The sequence below is a fragment of the Desulfobacter sp. genome (genome assembly GCA_028768545.1).
Taxonomy (GTDB): Bacteria; Desulfobacterota; Desulfobacteria; order Desulfobacterales; family Desulfobacteraceae; genus Desulfobacter.
Window position 1 is genome coordinate 2,962,827 of the sequence record CP054838.1, and the last position, 16,323, is coordinate 2,979,149.

Annotated in this window: 14 protein-coding genes; 6 read left to right on the forward strand and 8 right to left on the reverse strand. The window is 47.3% G+C overall.

The features are described from left to right. Positions 1–179 precede the first annotated feature (179 nt). From HUN05_14400 to HUN05_14420, 5 genes are read left to right on the forward strand one after another with little or no spacing between them, the layout of a single operon-like run. Positions 180–851, forward strand: coding sequence for a cytochrome c3 family protein (locus HUN05_14400; protein WDP86168.1), 672 nt, complete (start codon positions 180–182; stop codon positions 849–851). 42 nt (positions 852–893) lie between these two features. Then, positions 894–3,020: a molybdopterin-dependent oxidoreductase gene (locus tag HUN05_14405; protein WDP86169.1), complete on the forward strand. Its 2,127-nt coding sequence runs from the start codon at positions 894–896 to the stop codon at positions 3,018–3,020. A 34-nt stretch (positions 3,021–3,054) separates the two neighbouring features. Next, positions 3,055–3,909, forward strand: a complete 855-nt coding sequence (locus HUN05_14410) for a 4Fe-4S dicluster domain-containing protein (protein ID WDP86170.1) — start codon at positions 3,055–3,057, stop codon at positions 3,907–3,909. A 27-nt stretch (positions 3,910–3,936) separates the two neighbouring features. Further along, on the forward strand, positions 3,937–5,187 hold the full coding sequence (nrfD, locus tag HUN05_14415; protein WDP86171.1) for a polysulfide reductase NrfD: 1,251 nt from the start codon (positions 3,937–3,939) through the stop codon (positions 5,185–5,187). A 12-nt stretch (positions 5,188–5,199) separates the two neighbouring features. After that, entirely contained in the window at positions 5,200–5,358 is a 159-nt protein-coding gene (locus tag HUN05_14420) for a hypothetical protein (protein ID WDP86172.1), read from the forward strand. Between the two features lie 104 nt (positions 5,359–5,462). Here HUN05_14420 and HUN05_14425 read toward each other — a convergent pair whose 3' ends face one another. The 3 genes from HUN05_14425 to HUN05_14435 all read right to left on the reverse strand — a co-directional run bounded on the left by HUN05_14425 (position 5,463) and on the right by HUN05_14435 (position 7,420). After that, positions 5,463–5,891 carry an Hsp20/alpha crystallin family protein gene (locus HUN05_14425; protein WDP86173.1) on the reverse strand — a complete coding sequence of 143 codons (429 nt, stop codon included), beginning with the start codon at positions 5,889–5,891 and terminating at the stop codon, positions 5,463–5,465. Between the two features lie 195 nt (positions 5,892–6,086). Beyond that, the gene (locus HUN05_14430) at positions 6,087–6,374 is read right to left on the reverse strand and encodes a hypothetical protein (protein ID WDP86174.1); all 288 of its coding nucleotides are present in this window, start codon (positions 6,372–6,374) and stop codon (positions 6,087–6,089) included. A 302-nt stretch (positions 6,375–6,676) separates the two neighbouring features. Further along, positions 6,677–7,420, reverse strand: coding sequence for a hypothetical protein (locus HUN05_14435; protein ID WDP86175.1), 744 nt, complete (start codon positions 7,418–7,420; stop codon positions 6,677–6,679). A gap of 615 nt (positions 7,421–8,035) precedes the next feature. Here HUN05_14435 and HUN05_14440 point away from each other — a divergent pair. Next, entirely contained in the window at positions 8,036–9,709 is a 1,674-nt protein-coding gene (locus tag HUN05_14440) for a Na/Pi cotransporter family protein (protein ID WDP86176.1), read from the forward strand. 27 nt (positions 9,710–9,736) lie between these two features. On the opposite strand, the gene HUN05_14445 is transcribed toward HUN05_14440, so the two are convergent. Genes HUN05_14445 through HUN05_14465 form a run of 5 tightly spaced genes read right to left on the reverse strand, consistent with a single transcriptional unit; the run spans position 9,737 to position 16,246 of the window. Further along, complete coding sequence (locus HUN05_14445; protein WDP86177.1) at positions 9,737–10,552, reverse strand: alpha/beta fold hydrolase; 816 nt, start codon at positions 10,550–10,552, stop codon at positions 9,737–9,739. Positions 10,553–10,575: 23 nt separating this feature from the next. Next, on the reverse strand, positions 10,576–11,088 hold the full coding sequence (locus HUN05_14450; GenBank protein WDP86178.1) for a DUF1232 domain-containing protein: 513 nt from the start codon (positions 11,086–11,088) through the stop codon (positions 10,576–10,578). 5 nt (positions 11,089–11,093) lie between these two features. Continuing rightward, positions 11,094–11,930: a dihydrodipicolinate reductase gene (gene dapB / locus HUN05_14455; GenBank protein ID WDP86179.1), complete on the reverse strand. Its 837-nt coding sequence runs from the start codon at positions 11,928–11,930 to the stop codon at positions 11,094–11,096. Then, on the reverse strand, positions 11,905–13,596 hold the full coding sequence (locus HUN05_14460; protein ID WDP86180.1) for a phosphotransferase: 1,692 nt from the start codon (positions 13,594–13,596) through the stop codon (positions 11,905–11,907). The genes dapB and HUN05_14460 overlap by 26 nt, the downstream gene beginning before the upstream one ends. A 4-nt stretch (positions 13,597–13,600) precedes the next feature. Next, positions 13,601–16,246, reverse strand: a complete 2,646-nt coding sequence (locus HUN05_14465) for a 1-acyl-sn-glycerol-3-phosphate acyltransferase (protein WDP86181.1) — start codon at positions 16,244–16,246, stop codon at positions 13,601–13,603. Positions 16,247–16,323: the final 77 nt, after the last annotated feature.

Genomic DNA, 16,323 nt, shown 5'->3' on the forward strand with positions numbered 1-16,323 from the left:
TCCTAATATACCTTGACAAGAAATCCAGATATTTATATAGATTAACCCAAATTTTATGTTTTGGACGTTTTGCGGAGGAGCAACGGGATTGCTGTCCGCACGAGATATGAGGCTTTGGGATTTGCACCCGGGGCCGACGGTTATAGTAACATCAACTTTTTAACATTGATGGAGTTTTCATGAGCGAAATAGAAAACAAAGATGAAAATGGTTCCATGGATGGTGCAGAGGAATGCACAGCCGATGGTCCAAAAGATGACAAAGGCTTAGGGCTGGGCGTCATTTTTTTTATGGTGGCATTTTTAATATGCTTCCTTTCCGGGTGGCTGCTTTTTCCCAAGTTGCTTTATTCTAAAAAAGAGCAACCTTTTAATTTTGACCACGCTCTTCACACGGCTGAAACCGGTGATTGCGAAACCTGCCATTACCTTCGGGAAGACGGCACTTTTGCAGGCCTTCCCAATCTTGAGTCCTGTATGGAATGCCATACAGACGAACCCATGGGTGAGACTGAGGACGAAGCGATTTTTGCCCAGAAGTATGTGGCAAAAGAAAAAGAAGTGCCCTGGCTGGTCTATTCCAAACAGCCGGATTGTGTTTATTTTTCCCATGCCGCGCATATTACAAAGGCAGGCATGGATTGTAAGACCTGTCATGGTCCTATTGGTGAATCCACCTCTTCTCGGCCCTATGAAGAAAACAGACTCACAGGCTACAGCCGTGATATCTGGGGCAAAAATATCTGGGGAATCAAAACCAATTCCTGGGATCGGATGAAGATGGATGACTGCGCAGAGTGTCACAAGGAAGAAACCGGCCATCAGGGCTATTGCTTCCAATGTCACAAATAGCGCCTCAACGACAAGAATTTCAAACTTTATAAAGGATGACTTATGAAAGTTGATAGACGAAGCTTCTTGGGATTGGGACTTGGCGCAGCTGCGGGTGTTGCGGTTTCTCCAGCTTTGGTGAAGCTCACAGATGATTCTTCCATCTGGACCCAGAACTGGCCCTGGACCCCGGTTCCAGAAGACGGTGAAATAACCTATGATAAATCAGTCTGCAGCCTTTGTCCTGGCTGTTGCGGCATCAGTGTTAGAAAAATAAACGGGCGGCCCGTAAAAATTGAAGGCGACTCAGACTTTCCCGTGAACAACGGTGGTGCATGCCTCCACGGTATTGCAGGTCTTCAGTATCTTTACGATCCTGCCCGGGTTAAAACCCCCATGAGAAAAAAAGCCGGAAAATTTGAAGCCATTTCCTGGGATGAGGCCATTGACCTGGCAGCCCAGAAACTTGGGGATATCCGGCAGAACGGTGCACCCGAAAGCCTGGGGCTTGTCACAGGTACCCGGGAGGGGTCGGTTTCTAAACTTTTTAACCGGTTCATGGATGCCTTTGGCTCTCCCAATGCCTATGCCATGCCCAGCCTTGAGGCAAACCTGGCCCTTACGGCCCAGACCCTTCACGGTGAAGGCAATACCATCGGGTTTGACCTTGAAAATTCAGATTTTGTCTTGAGCTTCGGCGCCGGCATTATTGAAGGCTGGGGATCTCCTGTGGCCTGTTTCAAGGCCAATGCCTCAAGAAAAGAGCGCCATGCAGAGCTCTACCAGATTGACCCAAGACTTTCCAACACCGCAGCCAATGCCGATCGCTGGATCCCGATAAACCCGGGAACCGAAGCGGATTTGGCCTTGGGCCTCTGTTCGGTTCTTCTTCAGAAGAATTTGTTTGTCCCCGGCCAACTCACCGGCGGGCTGAACCGGTTTACCGCGGTTCTTGCTTCTGAATATACCCCCCAAAAAGTGGAAGCCATTACCGGTGTAAAAGCCGCCGATATTGAAAAACTGGCCATGGCCTTTGCCAAGGCAAAAATGCCGGTGGCCGTGCCTGGAAGGGGCAGGGGAGATCAGGGCCAGAGCTTGAGAGAGTTTGCAGCTGTCCAGACCCTCAACGCCTTGGCAGGACGCCTCAACAAAGAGGGCGGGGCCTTTGTCATGCCCAAGGCAGATTATTTAACCTTTTCTGAAGCCTCCATGGACGAGGTGGCAGAAACCGGTGCTGGCAAAGAAAAACTGGCCAACTCCATTGATGAGCTGATTGAAAAGCTCTCTGCTTCTGCAAAGCCTCTGGTCAATGCACTTTTGGTATATAATGCCAATCCCTGCTACACCCTTAAAACCCCTGAACGGGTAAAAGAGGCCTTTAAAAAGGTGGATTTTGTTGTCAGTTTCTCCTCTTTTATGGATGAAACCGCTTTGGCATCTGATCTGATCCTGCCCGCATCCACCTTTCTTGAAAGACTGGAAGATGTGCCGTCAGGCGCAGGCCTTGCCAAACAGGTGGTCGGCCTTGCCCGGACCATGGTCGCCCCGGTGTTTAATACCAAAAATCCAGGGGATGCCCTGATTCTTCTGGCCCAGGCCATGGGTGGAACCATTGCTGAAAGCTTTGAGTGGGAGACCTATGACGAGGCCCTGGAAGCTGCGGCAGAAGGCATCTGGGACGGACTGAACGAAGAGGGATATGCTGTGATTTCCCAAGGCACACCCATGGAAAGCCCGGCAACGGATTTTGCCTTTATGGCCTCAAATCCTGCCCCGATCAGGCCTGGGTGCGAGGGTGAGTTTATCCTGATGCCCATTGATAATATGCGGATTTCAGGCTCTGCTGTTGCCTCATCTCCCTTTGCCGTGAAGACTGTATCAGACAAGGTCTTGTCCGGAACAGACGTCCTGGTGGAAATCAATCCTGAGACAGCCCGGGCCAAAGGCCTTAAGGACGGCGGTTCGGCCATGCTGAAAACCCAGGTGAAGAGCGTCAAGGTCAAAGTGAATTACAACGAAGGTATCATGCCGGGTGTCATCGGGATGGTAAGAGGCCTGGGCCATGCCTTTGACAACCCATATGTGGCTGGCAAGGGTGTAAATGTGAACGATTTGATAGGCCCGGTAATTGAGCCCGGTTCAGGACTGGATGCCGCCTTTGGAATCAAAGCCAGTATTTCCAAGGCCTAATTGATATGAAAAAGAAATCTTTTAAGAGGTTCTGATGATACAAGATAAAAAAGCACACAAGTTCGGAATGGTTATTGATCTGGACAAATGCACGGGATGCGGCTCCTGCATGGTGTCGTGCATGTCGGAAAATAATGTTCCGTTTAAGGAGGATGAATCCAGAAAAAAGGATAGTATTACCTGGATGCGGGTATACAAGCTGACCAACGGCAAATCCTTTCCGGACACTGAGGTGGTTTATATGCCAAGACCCTGCCAGCATTGCGGCGGACTTGGGGACCACGGACATTCTCCCTGCGTTTCCGTATGCCCTGCAACGGCAACTGATTATGGATATGATACCGGGATTGTTTCCCAGATTTATACCCGCTGCTTTGGCTGCCGGTACTGCATGGGGGCCTGCCCCTATCATGCCAGGTATTTTAACTGGTGGGATCCCACATGGCCCGAAGGCATGGAAAATTACCTGAGCCCCAATGTCTCCCCGAGAATGCGGGGCGTGGTTGAAAAGTGTTCCTTTTGCTACCACAGGTACCAGCTGGCCAAGGAAAAAGCCTATGTGGAAGAACGGGAAATTGAAGAGATGGAATACCAGACCGCATGCACCACGGCATGTCCTGCCGGTGCCATTGTGTTCGGAGATCTCAACAACCCGGCCCACAAGGTCCATCAGATTGTAAAACCCGATCCCCATCCCGACCCCATGAACAAAAACGTGGTGGGTAAATCCAGAAACCCAAAAGTATTCAGGCTGTTAGAACGCCTGGGCACCAACCCAAAGGTCTATTACATGTCCGAACGGGAATGGGTGAGAAAGGCCGGGGACAATTATCTTGATGGCGAATGGGATAAGGTTAAGAATCACCATGGGTCGTCATCCCATGATTAACTATCCAAGACTTAGGAGTAATTAAATATGGATTCTGCATTAATACCTGAAGGCGCAAAACGGTGCGAATTCCCCAAGTTTATGATCGGGATGGCCATTGTGGGTGCCGTCCTGCTCTGGGGCGTTTATGCCATGTTCCTTTGCTGGTTTAAGGGCTTAAACCAGACCAATATGAACGATTATTACGGGTTTGCCCTCTGGATCTGGGCAGACTTGGCGGTCATTGCTGTGGGTGGCGGAGCGTTTTTTACAGGTCTGCTCAAATATATTTTTAAAATCGATGAGCTGAAAAATATCATCAATTTTGCCGTGATCATCGGATTTATCTGCTATTCTTCGGCCCTGTTGATCCTGGCCATTGATATTGGACAGCCTTTGCGCGGCTGGTTCATCTTCTGGCATGCCAATGTTCATTCCATGCTCACCGAGGTGGCCTTTTGTCTCTCCTGCTACTTTGCCGTGCTGACCATTGAGTTCATTCCCAATATCCTGGAAAACCGTCAGGCTAACAAGGTGCCTTTTTTTCACCATCTGGCCCATAACATGCACGGGGTTATGGCTGTTTTTGCCGCCACCGGCGCATTTTTGAGCTTTTTCCACCAGGGCTCTCTGGGCGGGGTTGCCGGTGTCATGTTCGGACGTCCCTTTGCCGTGCGTGAAGGCCTTTTGATCTGGCCCTGGACCTTTTTCCTCTTTACCTGGTCTGCTGCGGCCTTTGGCCCCTGCTTTACCCTGTTGGTGACCAAAATAACAGAAATGGTGACCGGGAAGAAACTGGTCTCGGATAAAACCGTTCATCTTCTGGCAAAGATTTCAGGCTGGATGATCACCACCTATATCATTGCCAAGATAATCGACACCATTTACTGGGCCACCGTGACCGTGCCCAGCCTTGGATTTACCCTGGATCATTTTTTCAGCAACAATGCCTTTTACGGATATTGGATCCTGGTTGCTGAAATTATTGTCGGTGGTGTGGTTCCCGGGCTGCTTCTGGTCTTCAAAAGTACCCGTGAAAACCCAACAACCCGGACCATTGCCATCATCCTCGGGGTGATCGGCGTCTGTCTGAACCGGTGGGTGATGGTGCTTCAGATCATGGCCGTACCGGTCATGTCCTTTGATACCTGGGCCTTGTATATCCCGTCCTGGCAGGAAGTGGCCACCACGGTTCTGCCCGTTGCCTACGGCATTATGCTCATTGCCGTAGCTTACAGGTATCTGCCGGTATTTCCCCAGGAACCTGAACTGAACAAGCCTGTTGAGGCTGCAGAATAAAGGAGAATATCTATGTTTCCATTTTGTTTTGAATGGGCTTGGGACGTCGGACATGCCATTTTCTTTGGCGGGTTCTGGTATGCCATCTCCATCCTCGGCGCTGGCATGACCTTTGTGATTGTTAAGGCAGCCTACGATACAATGAATGACAGCAAGGATTCACACCACTAGATCCATTGGGTGTAGCTGAAAATAAAAAACGCATCCATTTGTCCGTTCAGGGCAAATGGATGCGTTTTGTTTTTATCTTTGGGCAATGGCCTGAAAGATGAAGATCAGTTGACTGTGATCTGTTTGACTTCCTGGGGTGTGGTCTCTTTTTTAAGGGTCACCTTCAGCACCCCGTCAACATAGTCGGCTGTGACCTCATCACTGAGGATTTCGTCAGACAGGGTAAAGGCCCGTTTAAACTGGCCGAATTTTCTTTCCCGCCTAAGGTAATTTTCTTTTGTATCCTCGGCTGTGTCTTTGCGTTCTCCTGAAATGGTCAGCACCTTGTCTTCGATGTTGACCTGGATATCCTCTTTTTTCAGGCCGGGCAGTTCCACGAACAGCAGAACGGTTTCATCTGTACTCACGATATCCACAGCAGAACTTAACGGCCTGGGGCCTGCTGATTTGAACACAGGATCGGTGAAAAAATCATTGAACGTATTTTGGAAAACGCTAAAATCGTTTAAAGGGTTATATTTTACAAGTCTCATGGTGGTTCCTACTCAATTAAAGTTGCCGGCTATGCCGGTTTGTTTTTACGTTAAAAGAAAATTAACCATAAAATAAAAGGTGTCAATAAAAATAATTAAACTTTTTAATTCATTACTAAAATCATTAAATGGAAAACAGTAATGAATTAAATGAACAATTCTGTTGTTAAGGCCACACCAATATTGATTTTAGGGTTATTTTTTTCGGGCCGCCAGGATCCAGACAATGCCCCAGCAGACGACCACCGGAAGAATGCCGGTGAAGATGTATGGCGTTGGGTTGACCTGCCAGGGTTTCATCAAAAGTGCAGTGAGGATGGGGAAAACAACGGAGGCCACAACACCTGCTCTCATTTTCATTGAAAATCCTTTGATCCCGGGTTTGGTCCTGACATTTTTAGGGGCAGGTTTGAGCATCCTTGGCAGGATCAGGACGCAGGTAATCAATAGGAGAAGAACAAGCACTTCGCTGATACCGGTCAATTAATTTTCCTTATCTTAGGCAATGGTCATTTAAGATTTTCTCTTATGGCAAAGATAGGGGGGTTTGTCAATCCCATTGTCAGATTCTGATCCACCATACCATCTTTTTCGTTGCCTTGGTTTGCTCCTCTCTGCGGTGTATGTCCTGTACACCTCATTCGTCGTTTGATAGGCACCGCAATCTGGTCCCTTGCTCGTGGCCAAAAAAACACGGAACATCCCCTTATTTAAGTAAAAATAAAATTAGGCGGTGGATTTGGGCAGCCAGAGTATTTTCAAAACTCTGGACCTCGGGGTATTGTTCAAGTGAACGGGGCATATTCATAGGGTTTTCCCTGCATTAAATTAAAAATTTGGCGAATCAATTCCTTATAATCATGGATATGTTTTTGGGCCGAAATCCTTGCTGCCCTGTGGGTGGCCAGGGGGATATCTGTGTCCTTGGTATGGGCAAAATCCTTGGCCTGCCTTCCTTTTTCGTCAAACAAAAAAAGATCTGCCCCTTCATCCACCAGCACCTGGCCGACAGATACCGAGCCTTTAAATACGGCTGCCATCAAAGGTGTGGTGCCGAAGGTGTGGGCTTTGAAATTGAGATCAGCCCCATAATCGATCAACAGCCTTGAAAGCTCTGGGTTGTCTGAAAAAGCAGACTGCCACAGGGGGGTTATTTTTACCCCCTCGCTTCCGTCGGCAAGGGCGCCGCCCTTGAGCAGGGCCAGGGCAGACGCTGTGTCATCAAGATGATCTTTGGCCAGAACATGAAGCAGGTTTTTTCCCCTGTACAGCCGGTTTGGATCGGCTCCCTTTTCCAGGGCCTTTGCCGTAAGATCTGCAACCCCCTTGGTGGCGGCAAGGTATAGGATATCATGGTGGTCGTCGTCAAACAGGTCAAGGTATCCCCGGTCAATAAAGGTCTCAAGCTGCCGTGTTTCAAGGCTGGCCTCATATTTTTTGATTCTGGACAGTTTGATCATATAAACCAAGATTAAAACCACCAGACTCAGGCCCAGATAGGGGGTGATCATGCCAGGATCAAGTGCCATCTTAATGTTTAAGAATCCTTTTGTTTAATGATTTTGCCGGGGCGTTTAACCTCATACACGTTTTTATTCCTGTCTTTGAGGATTAGAGGGGGGATGGTCGGTTTTTTTTTTGAGGATCATAAAAAGGAAAATAAGATTTCCGGTTAAGAATATCAAACAGAGTGCCAGGGGTTGAATCTCTTGAATTTGCATTGTTTTGTCCTCAATGAAAAGGGGTTTTCCGGCTCGCTTTCTATGTCGGAGCAAACCAGACAAAAAAAATGCCCTAAATGGTCTTGATTCGGAATATGACATAATTGGATATTATACAGGGAAATGTTACCCCATGTGGAAAATGAATGCAAATAACCGAACCAATCCACTTGTTTTTTTTCTTTTAACTGCATTTAATTCATATCGATACCAGGATGGGGTTCGTCCAAAAAGACTAAGGGAAAAGGCTTTGCAGGGTTGAAAAATAAAATCCTCGATGTTCTGAAATAATATAGGGTAGATTGATCGTATCTGTGCATTGAAAATTAAGCCCATTTGGGGTATACCAGAGCCGAAATATTAGATTTTAGTTAGTGTCGTGTTAGGTTTCAATTGGTTCTGAAAGCTCATGGGGAGAAGCGGGTGGACATAGCAGGCATATTGATCAAAACGTTGGGCGGGCTGGGGCTATTCATTCTCGGCATGAAAATGATGACCGAAGGTCTCCAGGCCACTGCCGGTCAGAAAATTAGAAGCATTCTGGAAGCCATCTCGTCCAACCGGATTATAGGCTGTATCACAGGGGCCGGCGTTACTGCCATGGTCCAGTCCTCATCAGCCACCACCGTGATGCTCATCGGTTTTGTCAGTGCCGGGATTATGTCCCTTGAGCAGGCCGTGGGCGTGGTCATCGGTGCCAATGTGGGTACCACCATTACAGGACAGCTGATTGCATTTAAACTCACTGAGGCGGCCTTGCCGGCCATTGCCCTTGGCGTGGGACTTAAATATTTTTCAAAAAAGCGGCGTTACCGTCATATCGGTGATATCATCCTCGGGTTTGGCCTGCTCTTTTTCGGCATGGCCGTGATGAAAAATGGCCTGGCCCCCATTAAAACCGATCCCCAGTTCATCTCCTATTTTACAAAATTTTCTACGGAAAGTGTCGGCGGACTATTGCTTTGCGTGGCCATGGGAGCGGCTTTAACCGTGGCAGTTCAATCCTCTTCTGCAACCGTGGGGCTGACCATGGCCCTGGCAACCTCGGGCCTGTTAAGTTTTCCCACGGCCCTGGCCCTGGTTCTCGGGGAAAATATCGGCACCACCATCACGGCACAATTGGCCACCCTTGGATCCCAGAACAGGGAAGCCCACCAGACCGCCAATGCCCATACTATTTTCAATGTTGCCGGCGTGGGCATTATTTTAATTATCTTTCCTTATTTTGTGGAGGTGGTACAACATCTTACCCTGAATATGGGTGCCGGGCCAGTGGATCATCGGGTCAACAATGAGTACATCAATGCCTCAAGGTATATTGCCAATGGGCATACGCTTTTCAACGTGATCAATGCCTTGGTTTTTCTGGCCTTACTGCCTAAATTGGTCAAACTCACAGTTTTTTTGTCTCCTAAATTAAAAGATTCAAAAGAGCGGTACAATCTGCCCCAGTTTGATGCAAGTTTTATGGACTCGCCCATTGGTGCGCTTGCAAAGGTAAAAGGGGAGATTATCAATTATGCCGATTATGTGAGTATGAATAATAAAAAGGTCTCGGCCTGCCTGGCCCGGAGGGATGACGATGTCCTCGGGGAAAGAGAGGCGGTTGAAACCCATATTGATGACTGCCAGAAAATAATTATTTCCTATCTGACCACCATCTACCAGGGGGAGGTCAATGAGCCCGAGGCCAAGGAGATTTCGGAAATGATGCGCATCACAAATAATATTGAACGCATCGGGGATTCCATGGAAAATATCTCCAAAATGCTTGAAAAAGTATATGATGCCAATATCCAGTTCAGTGATCAGGCAATCAGCGATCTTGTGGCCATTTCACACCAGTCAGACCTGTTTCTTGATCTTGTGGTCAATGAAATGAAGGAAAAATCCCAGGGGTTTTATAAAAAAGCATTGGCCAATGAGGATCTCATTGATCAGATGAGGGAAAATATGCGGTCCCAGCATATTCAACGCTTGAGAGCCGGAGATTGCTCTGTGGATGCAGGGGTGTTTTTCATCGCCCTGGTCTCCTCCTATGAAAAGATGGGAGATTATTGCTATAATGTGGCAACCGGTATCAACCGGATCATCTAAATTTGTTAACTTAAGCTGTCCCTTTGGTTAGCTCTTTATTTGATCTGTCTTTATTTGTTCTGGAAGGATTGAGCCCAAAAATTGGGTTATGGCTGCCAGGGTCTGTTTGGGCTGTTCCATAAATGGATCATGGTAGCAGTGGTCCAAAAGCCAGGTTTTACAATTCTTGATGCCCTTGTTCATAGCCTTTAGCTGTGCCTGTGTACCGTAAGGATCCATGGTGCCCTGAATGGCCAGAACCGGCAGGTCAATGGATTTAAGGTACCGCTCAATGTTCCAGTGGCAAAACCCGGGCGACAGCCAGACCTGGTTCCATCCCCAAAAGGCGGTGTCTGTGTTTTGGCCGTGGATGCGTGACAATTTTGATTTTAGATTTCCTTTTTGGTAACGTTCTTTTGTTTTTTGGATACCTTTCAAGGTAATGGGTTCGCAAAAAACATGGGCAGCCAGGCTGACCATGGCCTTAAGATTTTTCGCCCTGTCAGAGCCGGCGTAAATCAGGCCAATGGACCCGCCGTCTGAATGGCCCACAATAATATGGGATTTGATTTTGGCTGCGGCTAAAATTTTCGGCAGGATCCGGAGGGCTTCAACGTGCAGATAATTTATTTTTCGGGGAAGCGATATTGGGTCTGACTGGCCATAGCCTAAGCGGGAATAGGTAAATGTATTGCACTGGCAGGCTTTTGACAATTGTTTTGGAATATCCTTGAACGACTCAAGACTGCCAAGGCCCTGGTGAAGAAAGACCAGGGTTGGATTTTCAGGATCACCCTGGCCTTGCCATTCAAATTGGATTTGTCTTTTTTTCCCTTGATGCTCAATGGTCAGAACCTCTTTCATTTTCGTGTCTTTTTCAATCGGTCTTAGGCTGCCTGGATTTCCAGGAATTTTTCATTGGCAAGTGCGGAAAATTCATCTCCGAGATGGGAGAGTTTGTCCGGGTGGTACTGCTTGATTTTGATTTTATATGCCTCCTGGATCTCGGACCAGGCAGCGGTTTTAGGAACGCCCAGGATTTTATGGGGATCCTGTCCTTGTTCCTTGGGGTTTGCCTTTGATTTGGGTCTGTTTTTGGGCCTGGCCCGGGATTGGGTTTTTGAGCCTGATTCTGCCTGATCCGATTCTGCCTGATTTGGTTTTGGTCTGCCTGATGCCTTGTTTCCCTGGGGCCTGCCGGAAAAAGGGGTGCCGGCCTTTTTTTTGAACAAAAACCAGGGCAGTTCCCCGTACCGGATCAGGTAATAGACCGACCAGAGAACCAGGCTGTCGTCAATCCATCCCACCCAGGGCACAAGCAGGTCCGGAATAAGATCAAAAGGGGATATAAGATAGGCCAGTCCAAAAAGGATGAGGATGATTTTCAGTCTCGGATTCATAAAGATTATCCGTTCTGGGTCATCACATCAATCATGGAGTAAAGGCGTTTGTCGTTGTCCTTTGCACAAATTTTTGTGGACAAGAAGACAACCGCATCAAGGGTGCCGCTGACATAGATCTCTCTGCCGTTGATATTGTGTTTGAACTCAAACAATGAAGAGCCGTCCTCTGCCTTCAGGGTATAGGTATGCCACCCATGCCCCCCCAAATGTTGTTTGGGGATTTTCCATTCGGTTTCCTGGATCTTGGGGTCCCGGATTTGCTGGATCTCAGCGATATTAAACTCAGCCCCCAGGGTGTTGAAATAAGAGACCATGGCCTTGGCTGTGCCTGAGGTGTCAGCCTTGCCCTGCTGGTGGCTTTCCCTGACTTCAAGGGTATATCCTTTAAAGAGTCCGGGAAAAGTGTTGGCGGCAAATTCCATCATGGCCTGGAACCCGACAATCTGTTTGGCCATGTTCGGTGCAATGACAGCAGGGGTCAAAGATTGTTTCACCACGGCTTCAAGTTGATCCCGGTCTCCGCCGGTGGTGCCCATGACAAAGGGGATATTATTCCGGGTATAAAATTGGGCATTGGCATTGACCGCACTGGGATGGGTATAGTCCACGCAGATACATTCAGGATAGGTCTTTAAAATTTGTTTGATCTCCTGATCCCGGACACTGGGTTTGACAAGGGAAATCTTTTTTGTCTCAACTATCAGGCTTTTATCGTCCACATCCTCTCCTGTGAGGGAAAAGGGGACAAGAAGAAATCGGGAGTCTTTAATGGCGGCAGAGGCCATGATCCGGGCCACATTGCCGGGAAGTCCGTTAATCATTACAGGGATGGTTTTCATATTCACTCCTTATAATTTGGTTTACAAGCCGGGTTAAGGGGTTTAAGGCTTTTGAATCCATGGCCTCAAGCCTGCCTTTAAGCCCTGTCAGGGCCGCGGGAATATGGGATTCAAACCCGGGTTTGTTTTTGTTTCGGGTTAAAAAACCAAATGCGCCCAGGATCTGAAGATTCCGGGTCAGGCAGCAGTACTTGAAGCTGTGTACAAATTCGGCCTTCTGGGATTTGGCGTTTATCTTGAGTCTGGACAGGGCATAGGTCATCAGTTTTTCCTGAATTTTGGGCGCCAGAGTCACATAGGGATCAATTAAAAGTGAGGCCAGATCATATTGAATCGGGCCCTGGCGGGCAGACTGAAAGTCGATAAACCAGACCCGGTTTTTGTGGACCATGATGTTTTTTGACTGCATATCCCTGTGCATCAAGCCTGAAACGCCGTGAATCAGGGCATTGTCTGCAATATGGATGAACGCGGCTTCATAGTCCTGCCAGGAAACATCTTTTCCAAGATACCCCTTGATAAAGGCCTCAAGAAAATAGCGGCATTCCATGTCCAGGATCAGAGACTTTGAATAGGTTGGGGTCTGACAGGTCCACTCCGGGTTAAATTCCCGGATCCCTTCCCTTGAAAACCGGACCAGCCCGTCAATGACCTGTTGATACCAGAACAATAGGGTGGGTTCATCTTTTCCTTTGATCATATTTGCAAGATGGGTATCCCCAAGGTCTTCTAAGGCCACCTGGCCCGATATTCTGTCGTTGCCCAGAATTTTGGGGACCTGAAGGTTCAGGCGGTTTAAGTGTTGACCAATGGCCACAAAAGCTACGACCTGGGCAAGATTCTCTGGTTGGTTCTCTGTAATGCCGTGGTCTGACAAAACAAGGCTTTGATCCCGGTAAACCGCCCTGAACCAGTTTCTGTCCGACCCGTCTCCTGCCAGAGGACATATCTTAATTTTATTGATCACAGAATAGGGCAGGTTGAAAATCTTTGCTGCCATACACTGACGGCTGGTCTCTTCATAGGTTTTTGGGGTGCCGATATCTGTCCAATAGTGATCTTTTACCGTACAGGCATAAACTTTGCCGGAAGGACAAAGGGATTTATACAGATCAACACTTGAAAAAATGCGGGCCTGGTCCATATGGTCAAAAATTTTCGGGTTCAGAACCTGGATACCGGTAAAGGCCAACCCTTTGTCAGGAGACTGGTCAAAATCAAGGATCTGGTTTTCATGATTCACCAAAAGTTTATTGAATTTGTAAAAATCATGAACCACTAAGGTGGCCAGGGCCCCGGATGACTTGTGTGCCTGAATCACGGCAGCTAAATCAAGGTCCCAGACAATGTCTGCGTTGACCAGAATAAAATCATCGTCTGAGAGCTGGTCTTTTAAATTGGCAATGGCCCCGCCGGTATCCAGAATGACAGGCTCATGAACCAGTTCAATCGCTTGCTGTTCAGGATGGGCGCTGATAAAGTCGCGAATTTTATCTGACAGGTGGTGGGTGTTGATAAAAATTTGACTGCACCCCACATCCTTGAGCTGGCCTATGACCCGGTCAAGCACGGGGTGATTGTTGATGGTGAACAAGGGCTTGGGCAGGGTGCGGGTATGGGGCAACAGCCGTGTGCCGAATCCTGCGGCCAGTATCAGTGCTTTCATTGAATCAACCTGCAATCAGGCGGGACAGCCGGTCAATGATCGTTTTGTACTCATCAATTTGGATCTGGTCTCCTGACCCGTTAATATTGTTTCTGGCAAAATAATTGGCTGCATTCCGGTAATTGATCAGGGAAATGGATTCTTTTCTCACCACCTGGTTTCGCTTGTATAATTTGCCGCCAAACGAGAGTATTTTTTTGGCCCTTTCTTTGACATCGTACTTGTCTGTTTTTTTCTTTTCCAGGAAAAGCAGACAGGTTTTATAGGATTCTAAAAAGGGAATCAAAAAGGCAGCAAACCATTTGAGTTTTCTAAGGCCTTCCGAGGTCAGGTTCAGCTGGTCTGCCATGTCAGGGTCGGGCACCAGGATCCCTTCATTGATAAATCCTTTGACCACCAGGGAAATTTTTTCTTCTGCCGTGATTTCCTCGTCAAATGAAAACTCGTCCGTAAACATTTTTAACAAGAATTTATACCGAAGCACCAGGTCTGAAAGAACAAATTTAAACTGGTCTGTTTCAAGAATGGCCACCGCAGTATAGGCCGCAGGAACAAAAAAGCAGATCACCGAGTTCTTATAGTAGTCCAGGATGGCTCTTTTATTATGTTTGACAATCAGGGCGGTGATATCCGTGATTTCCTCTTCATCCTCGTCGGCCAGTTCAATAAAGTTTCTGGACAGAAAATTTTGGATCACCGAATCAAAGGCATTGTCCTGATCCATGATCAGGGTGTCTGACAAATAGGCATTGTTAAAGGTCAGCAGGTTCATATAGGTGTTGACCCGCTCAAGCATCTGTTTCTGGGTAAAGGTGTTTTTCGAGCAATTGAGGATGGCCGAGGCAATAATGCCGTGGGGGGTGGCCACGGTATTCTCGTTAATGGCATTGATCATCTTGTAGCCGAATCCCTTGACAAAGTCCATGTATTCGGTCTGGGTTGCCCGCTTTAGGTTAATGTTTTTTTCTTTGAGATATCCGTTCATGGAAAGGGGCTCATCAAATTTGAGATATACTTTTCCATATTTTTTCTTGAGAAATTTTCGGGTGTTCAAAAGTCCTTTTAGGGTTTCAGGGCTTTTTTGGCCGCCTTCAATCTCTTTTAAATAGGCATCTTCCTCCAATACCCTGTCATAGCCTACATAGATGGGAACAAAGTAAAGATCATCACAGGTCCCGTTAAGATAGGCCTTGATGATCATGGCAAGTCCGCCGGGTCTGGGGCTTAACAATTTTCCGGTCCGGCTTCTGCCCCCTTCAATATAGATTTTTATATTAAATCCTTCGTATAAAAGTTTTTCAAGGTAGGCGGCAAAGATTCTAGTATAAAGCTCTGCTCCCTTAAAGGTCCGTCTCAGGAAAAAAGCGCCCCCGCCTCGGAATATGGGTCCCAAGGGCCAGAAAGACAGATTTTTGCCCGCGGCAATATGGGGGCAGGGCATATTGTTTTTAAACATGACATAGGGCAAGAGCAGGTAATCCAAATGGCTCTTATGGCAGGGGATGAGGATCAGGGGGGCCTGGGTGTATTTTTCACGCATCCGGTTGATTTCATCCTGGTTAACGGACAAGCCTTCAAAGATATTGTGAAATACCCATGTCAGGATCCAGTTGAGAAAGTTGATCACCCTTAAATTATAATTGGCTGCAATTTCGTTGATATAGGCTGCAGCCTTTTTATTGACACGGCGAAGGGGCGTATTGGTTTTGGCTGCATGTTCTGCTAGAAATTCCCGAAGGGATTTGCGGGTGAGTATGTCCTCGGTAATTTCCTGGCGGGATTTAAGCACAGGTCCTGTAATGGATTTTCGCTGGCGGTTGAGTATATCCACAAGATAGCTTCTCAGTCTGTGGGTCTGGAATTCCGCATCCAGACGTTCGATCTCAGGGCGGTTGATGAATTCTTTAAGATCCACCGGCCTTGCCACCTCCACCCGCATTTTGTCTGGGGTTCGGATCAGGGTAAAAATCCGTTTGATAAGGCCCGGCTTTTCATGGGTGCCAAAAATAATGTCAGCCAGACCCGGGTCCTTGTGCATGGGTTTGGTGATATAAACGATGTCTTCGGGAACAATGACAACGGAGCGGTCAATTTGTTTTTGCAGTTCTATGAGTTGGTATAGGGGATCAGGCGTGGCCTTTATAAAGCGGTTATAAAAATCGTCTTCTTCGATCAGGCTGACAAACCCGGCCTTTTGATTCACAAGCGTTTTCTGGGCAAAGCCCGAGGTATAGATATCCTGGATTTGAAAATGATGGAAAAAATAATCCAGATGGGCCAAAAGGATCCGGCAGACCCGTTTTACCGGGAGAAGAAAGAAAAATCTTAGATCAAACCCCAGTTCCGGATAGGGCAGTGCCATGGATTTAAGCCGGGTGTGGAAAAATAAAAAGTCAAAAATACGTTTGTTTTTACAGGCAAAAACAACAATATTTTCTGGGTCAATTCCTTTGATTTTATCCAGGTTGTGGTCGTCTAAAGGGATTTTTTTAACCAGATGGGTGATGATTTTTTTTATGACATAGCTTTGGTTTCCAGGGTAAAAGCTTGTGTAGTATTCATGGGTGCCGTTGAGCAGGCAGTCAATGGATTGACGTATTTTACTTCTGATCTGGGTCGCCAGTTTTTTTATGGGTTGCACAAGGCTCATTGAGATATTCCTTTAAAGTGTATCCTTAAGACCATAAGATGCTTAAGGACTATTTCAATACCAAAGCTTGGGGGGGA

Coding starts and splice junctions, on each gene's coding strand:
- HUN05_14400 (WDP86168.1), top strand. CDS start 180: ATGAGCGAAATAGAAAACAAAGATGAAAATGGTTCCATGGATGGTGCA.
- HUN05_14405 (WDP86169.1), top strand. CDS start 894: ATGAAAGTTGATAGACGAAGCTTCTTGGGATTGGGACTTGGCGCAGCT.
- HUN05_14410 (WDP86170.1), top strand. CDS start 3,055: ATGATACAAGATAAAAAAGCACACAAGTTCGGAATGGTTATTGATCTG.
- nrfD (WDP86171.1), top strand. CDS start 3,937: ATGGATTCTGCATTAATACCTGAAGGCGCAAAACGGTGCGAATTCCCC.
- HUN05_14420 (WDP86172.1), top strand. CDS start 5,200: ATGTTTCCATTTTGTTTTGAATGGGCTTGGGACGTCGGACATGCCATT.
- HUN05_14425 (WDP86173.1), bottom strand. CDS start 5,891: ATGAGACTTGTAAAATATAACCCTTTAAACGATTTTAGCGTTTTCCAA.
- HUN05_14435 (WDP86175.1), bottom strand. CDS start 7,420: ATGGCACTTGATCCTGGCATGATCACCCCCTATCTGGGCCTGAGTCTG.
- HUN05_14445 (WDP86177.1), bottom strand. CDS start 10,552: ATGAAAGAGGTTCTGACCATTGAGCATCAAGGGAAAAAAAGACAAATC.
- HUN05_14450 (WDP86178.1), bottom strand. CDS start 11,088: ATGAATCCGAGACTGAAAATCATCCTCATCCTTTTTGGACTGGCCTAT.
- dapB (WDP86179.1), bottom strand. CDS start 11,930: ATGAAAACCATCCCTGTAATGATTAACGGACTTCCCGGCAATGTGGCC.
- HUN05_14460 (WDP86180.1), bottom strand. CDS start 13,596: ATGAAAGCACTGATACTGGCCGCAGGATTCGGCACACGGCTGTTGCCC.
- HUN05_14465 (WDP86181.1), bottom strand. CDS start 16,246: ATGAGCCTTGTGCAACCCATAAAAAAACTGGCGACCCAGATCAGAAGT.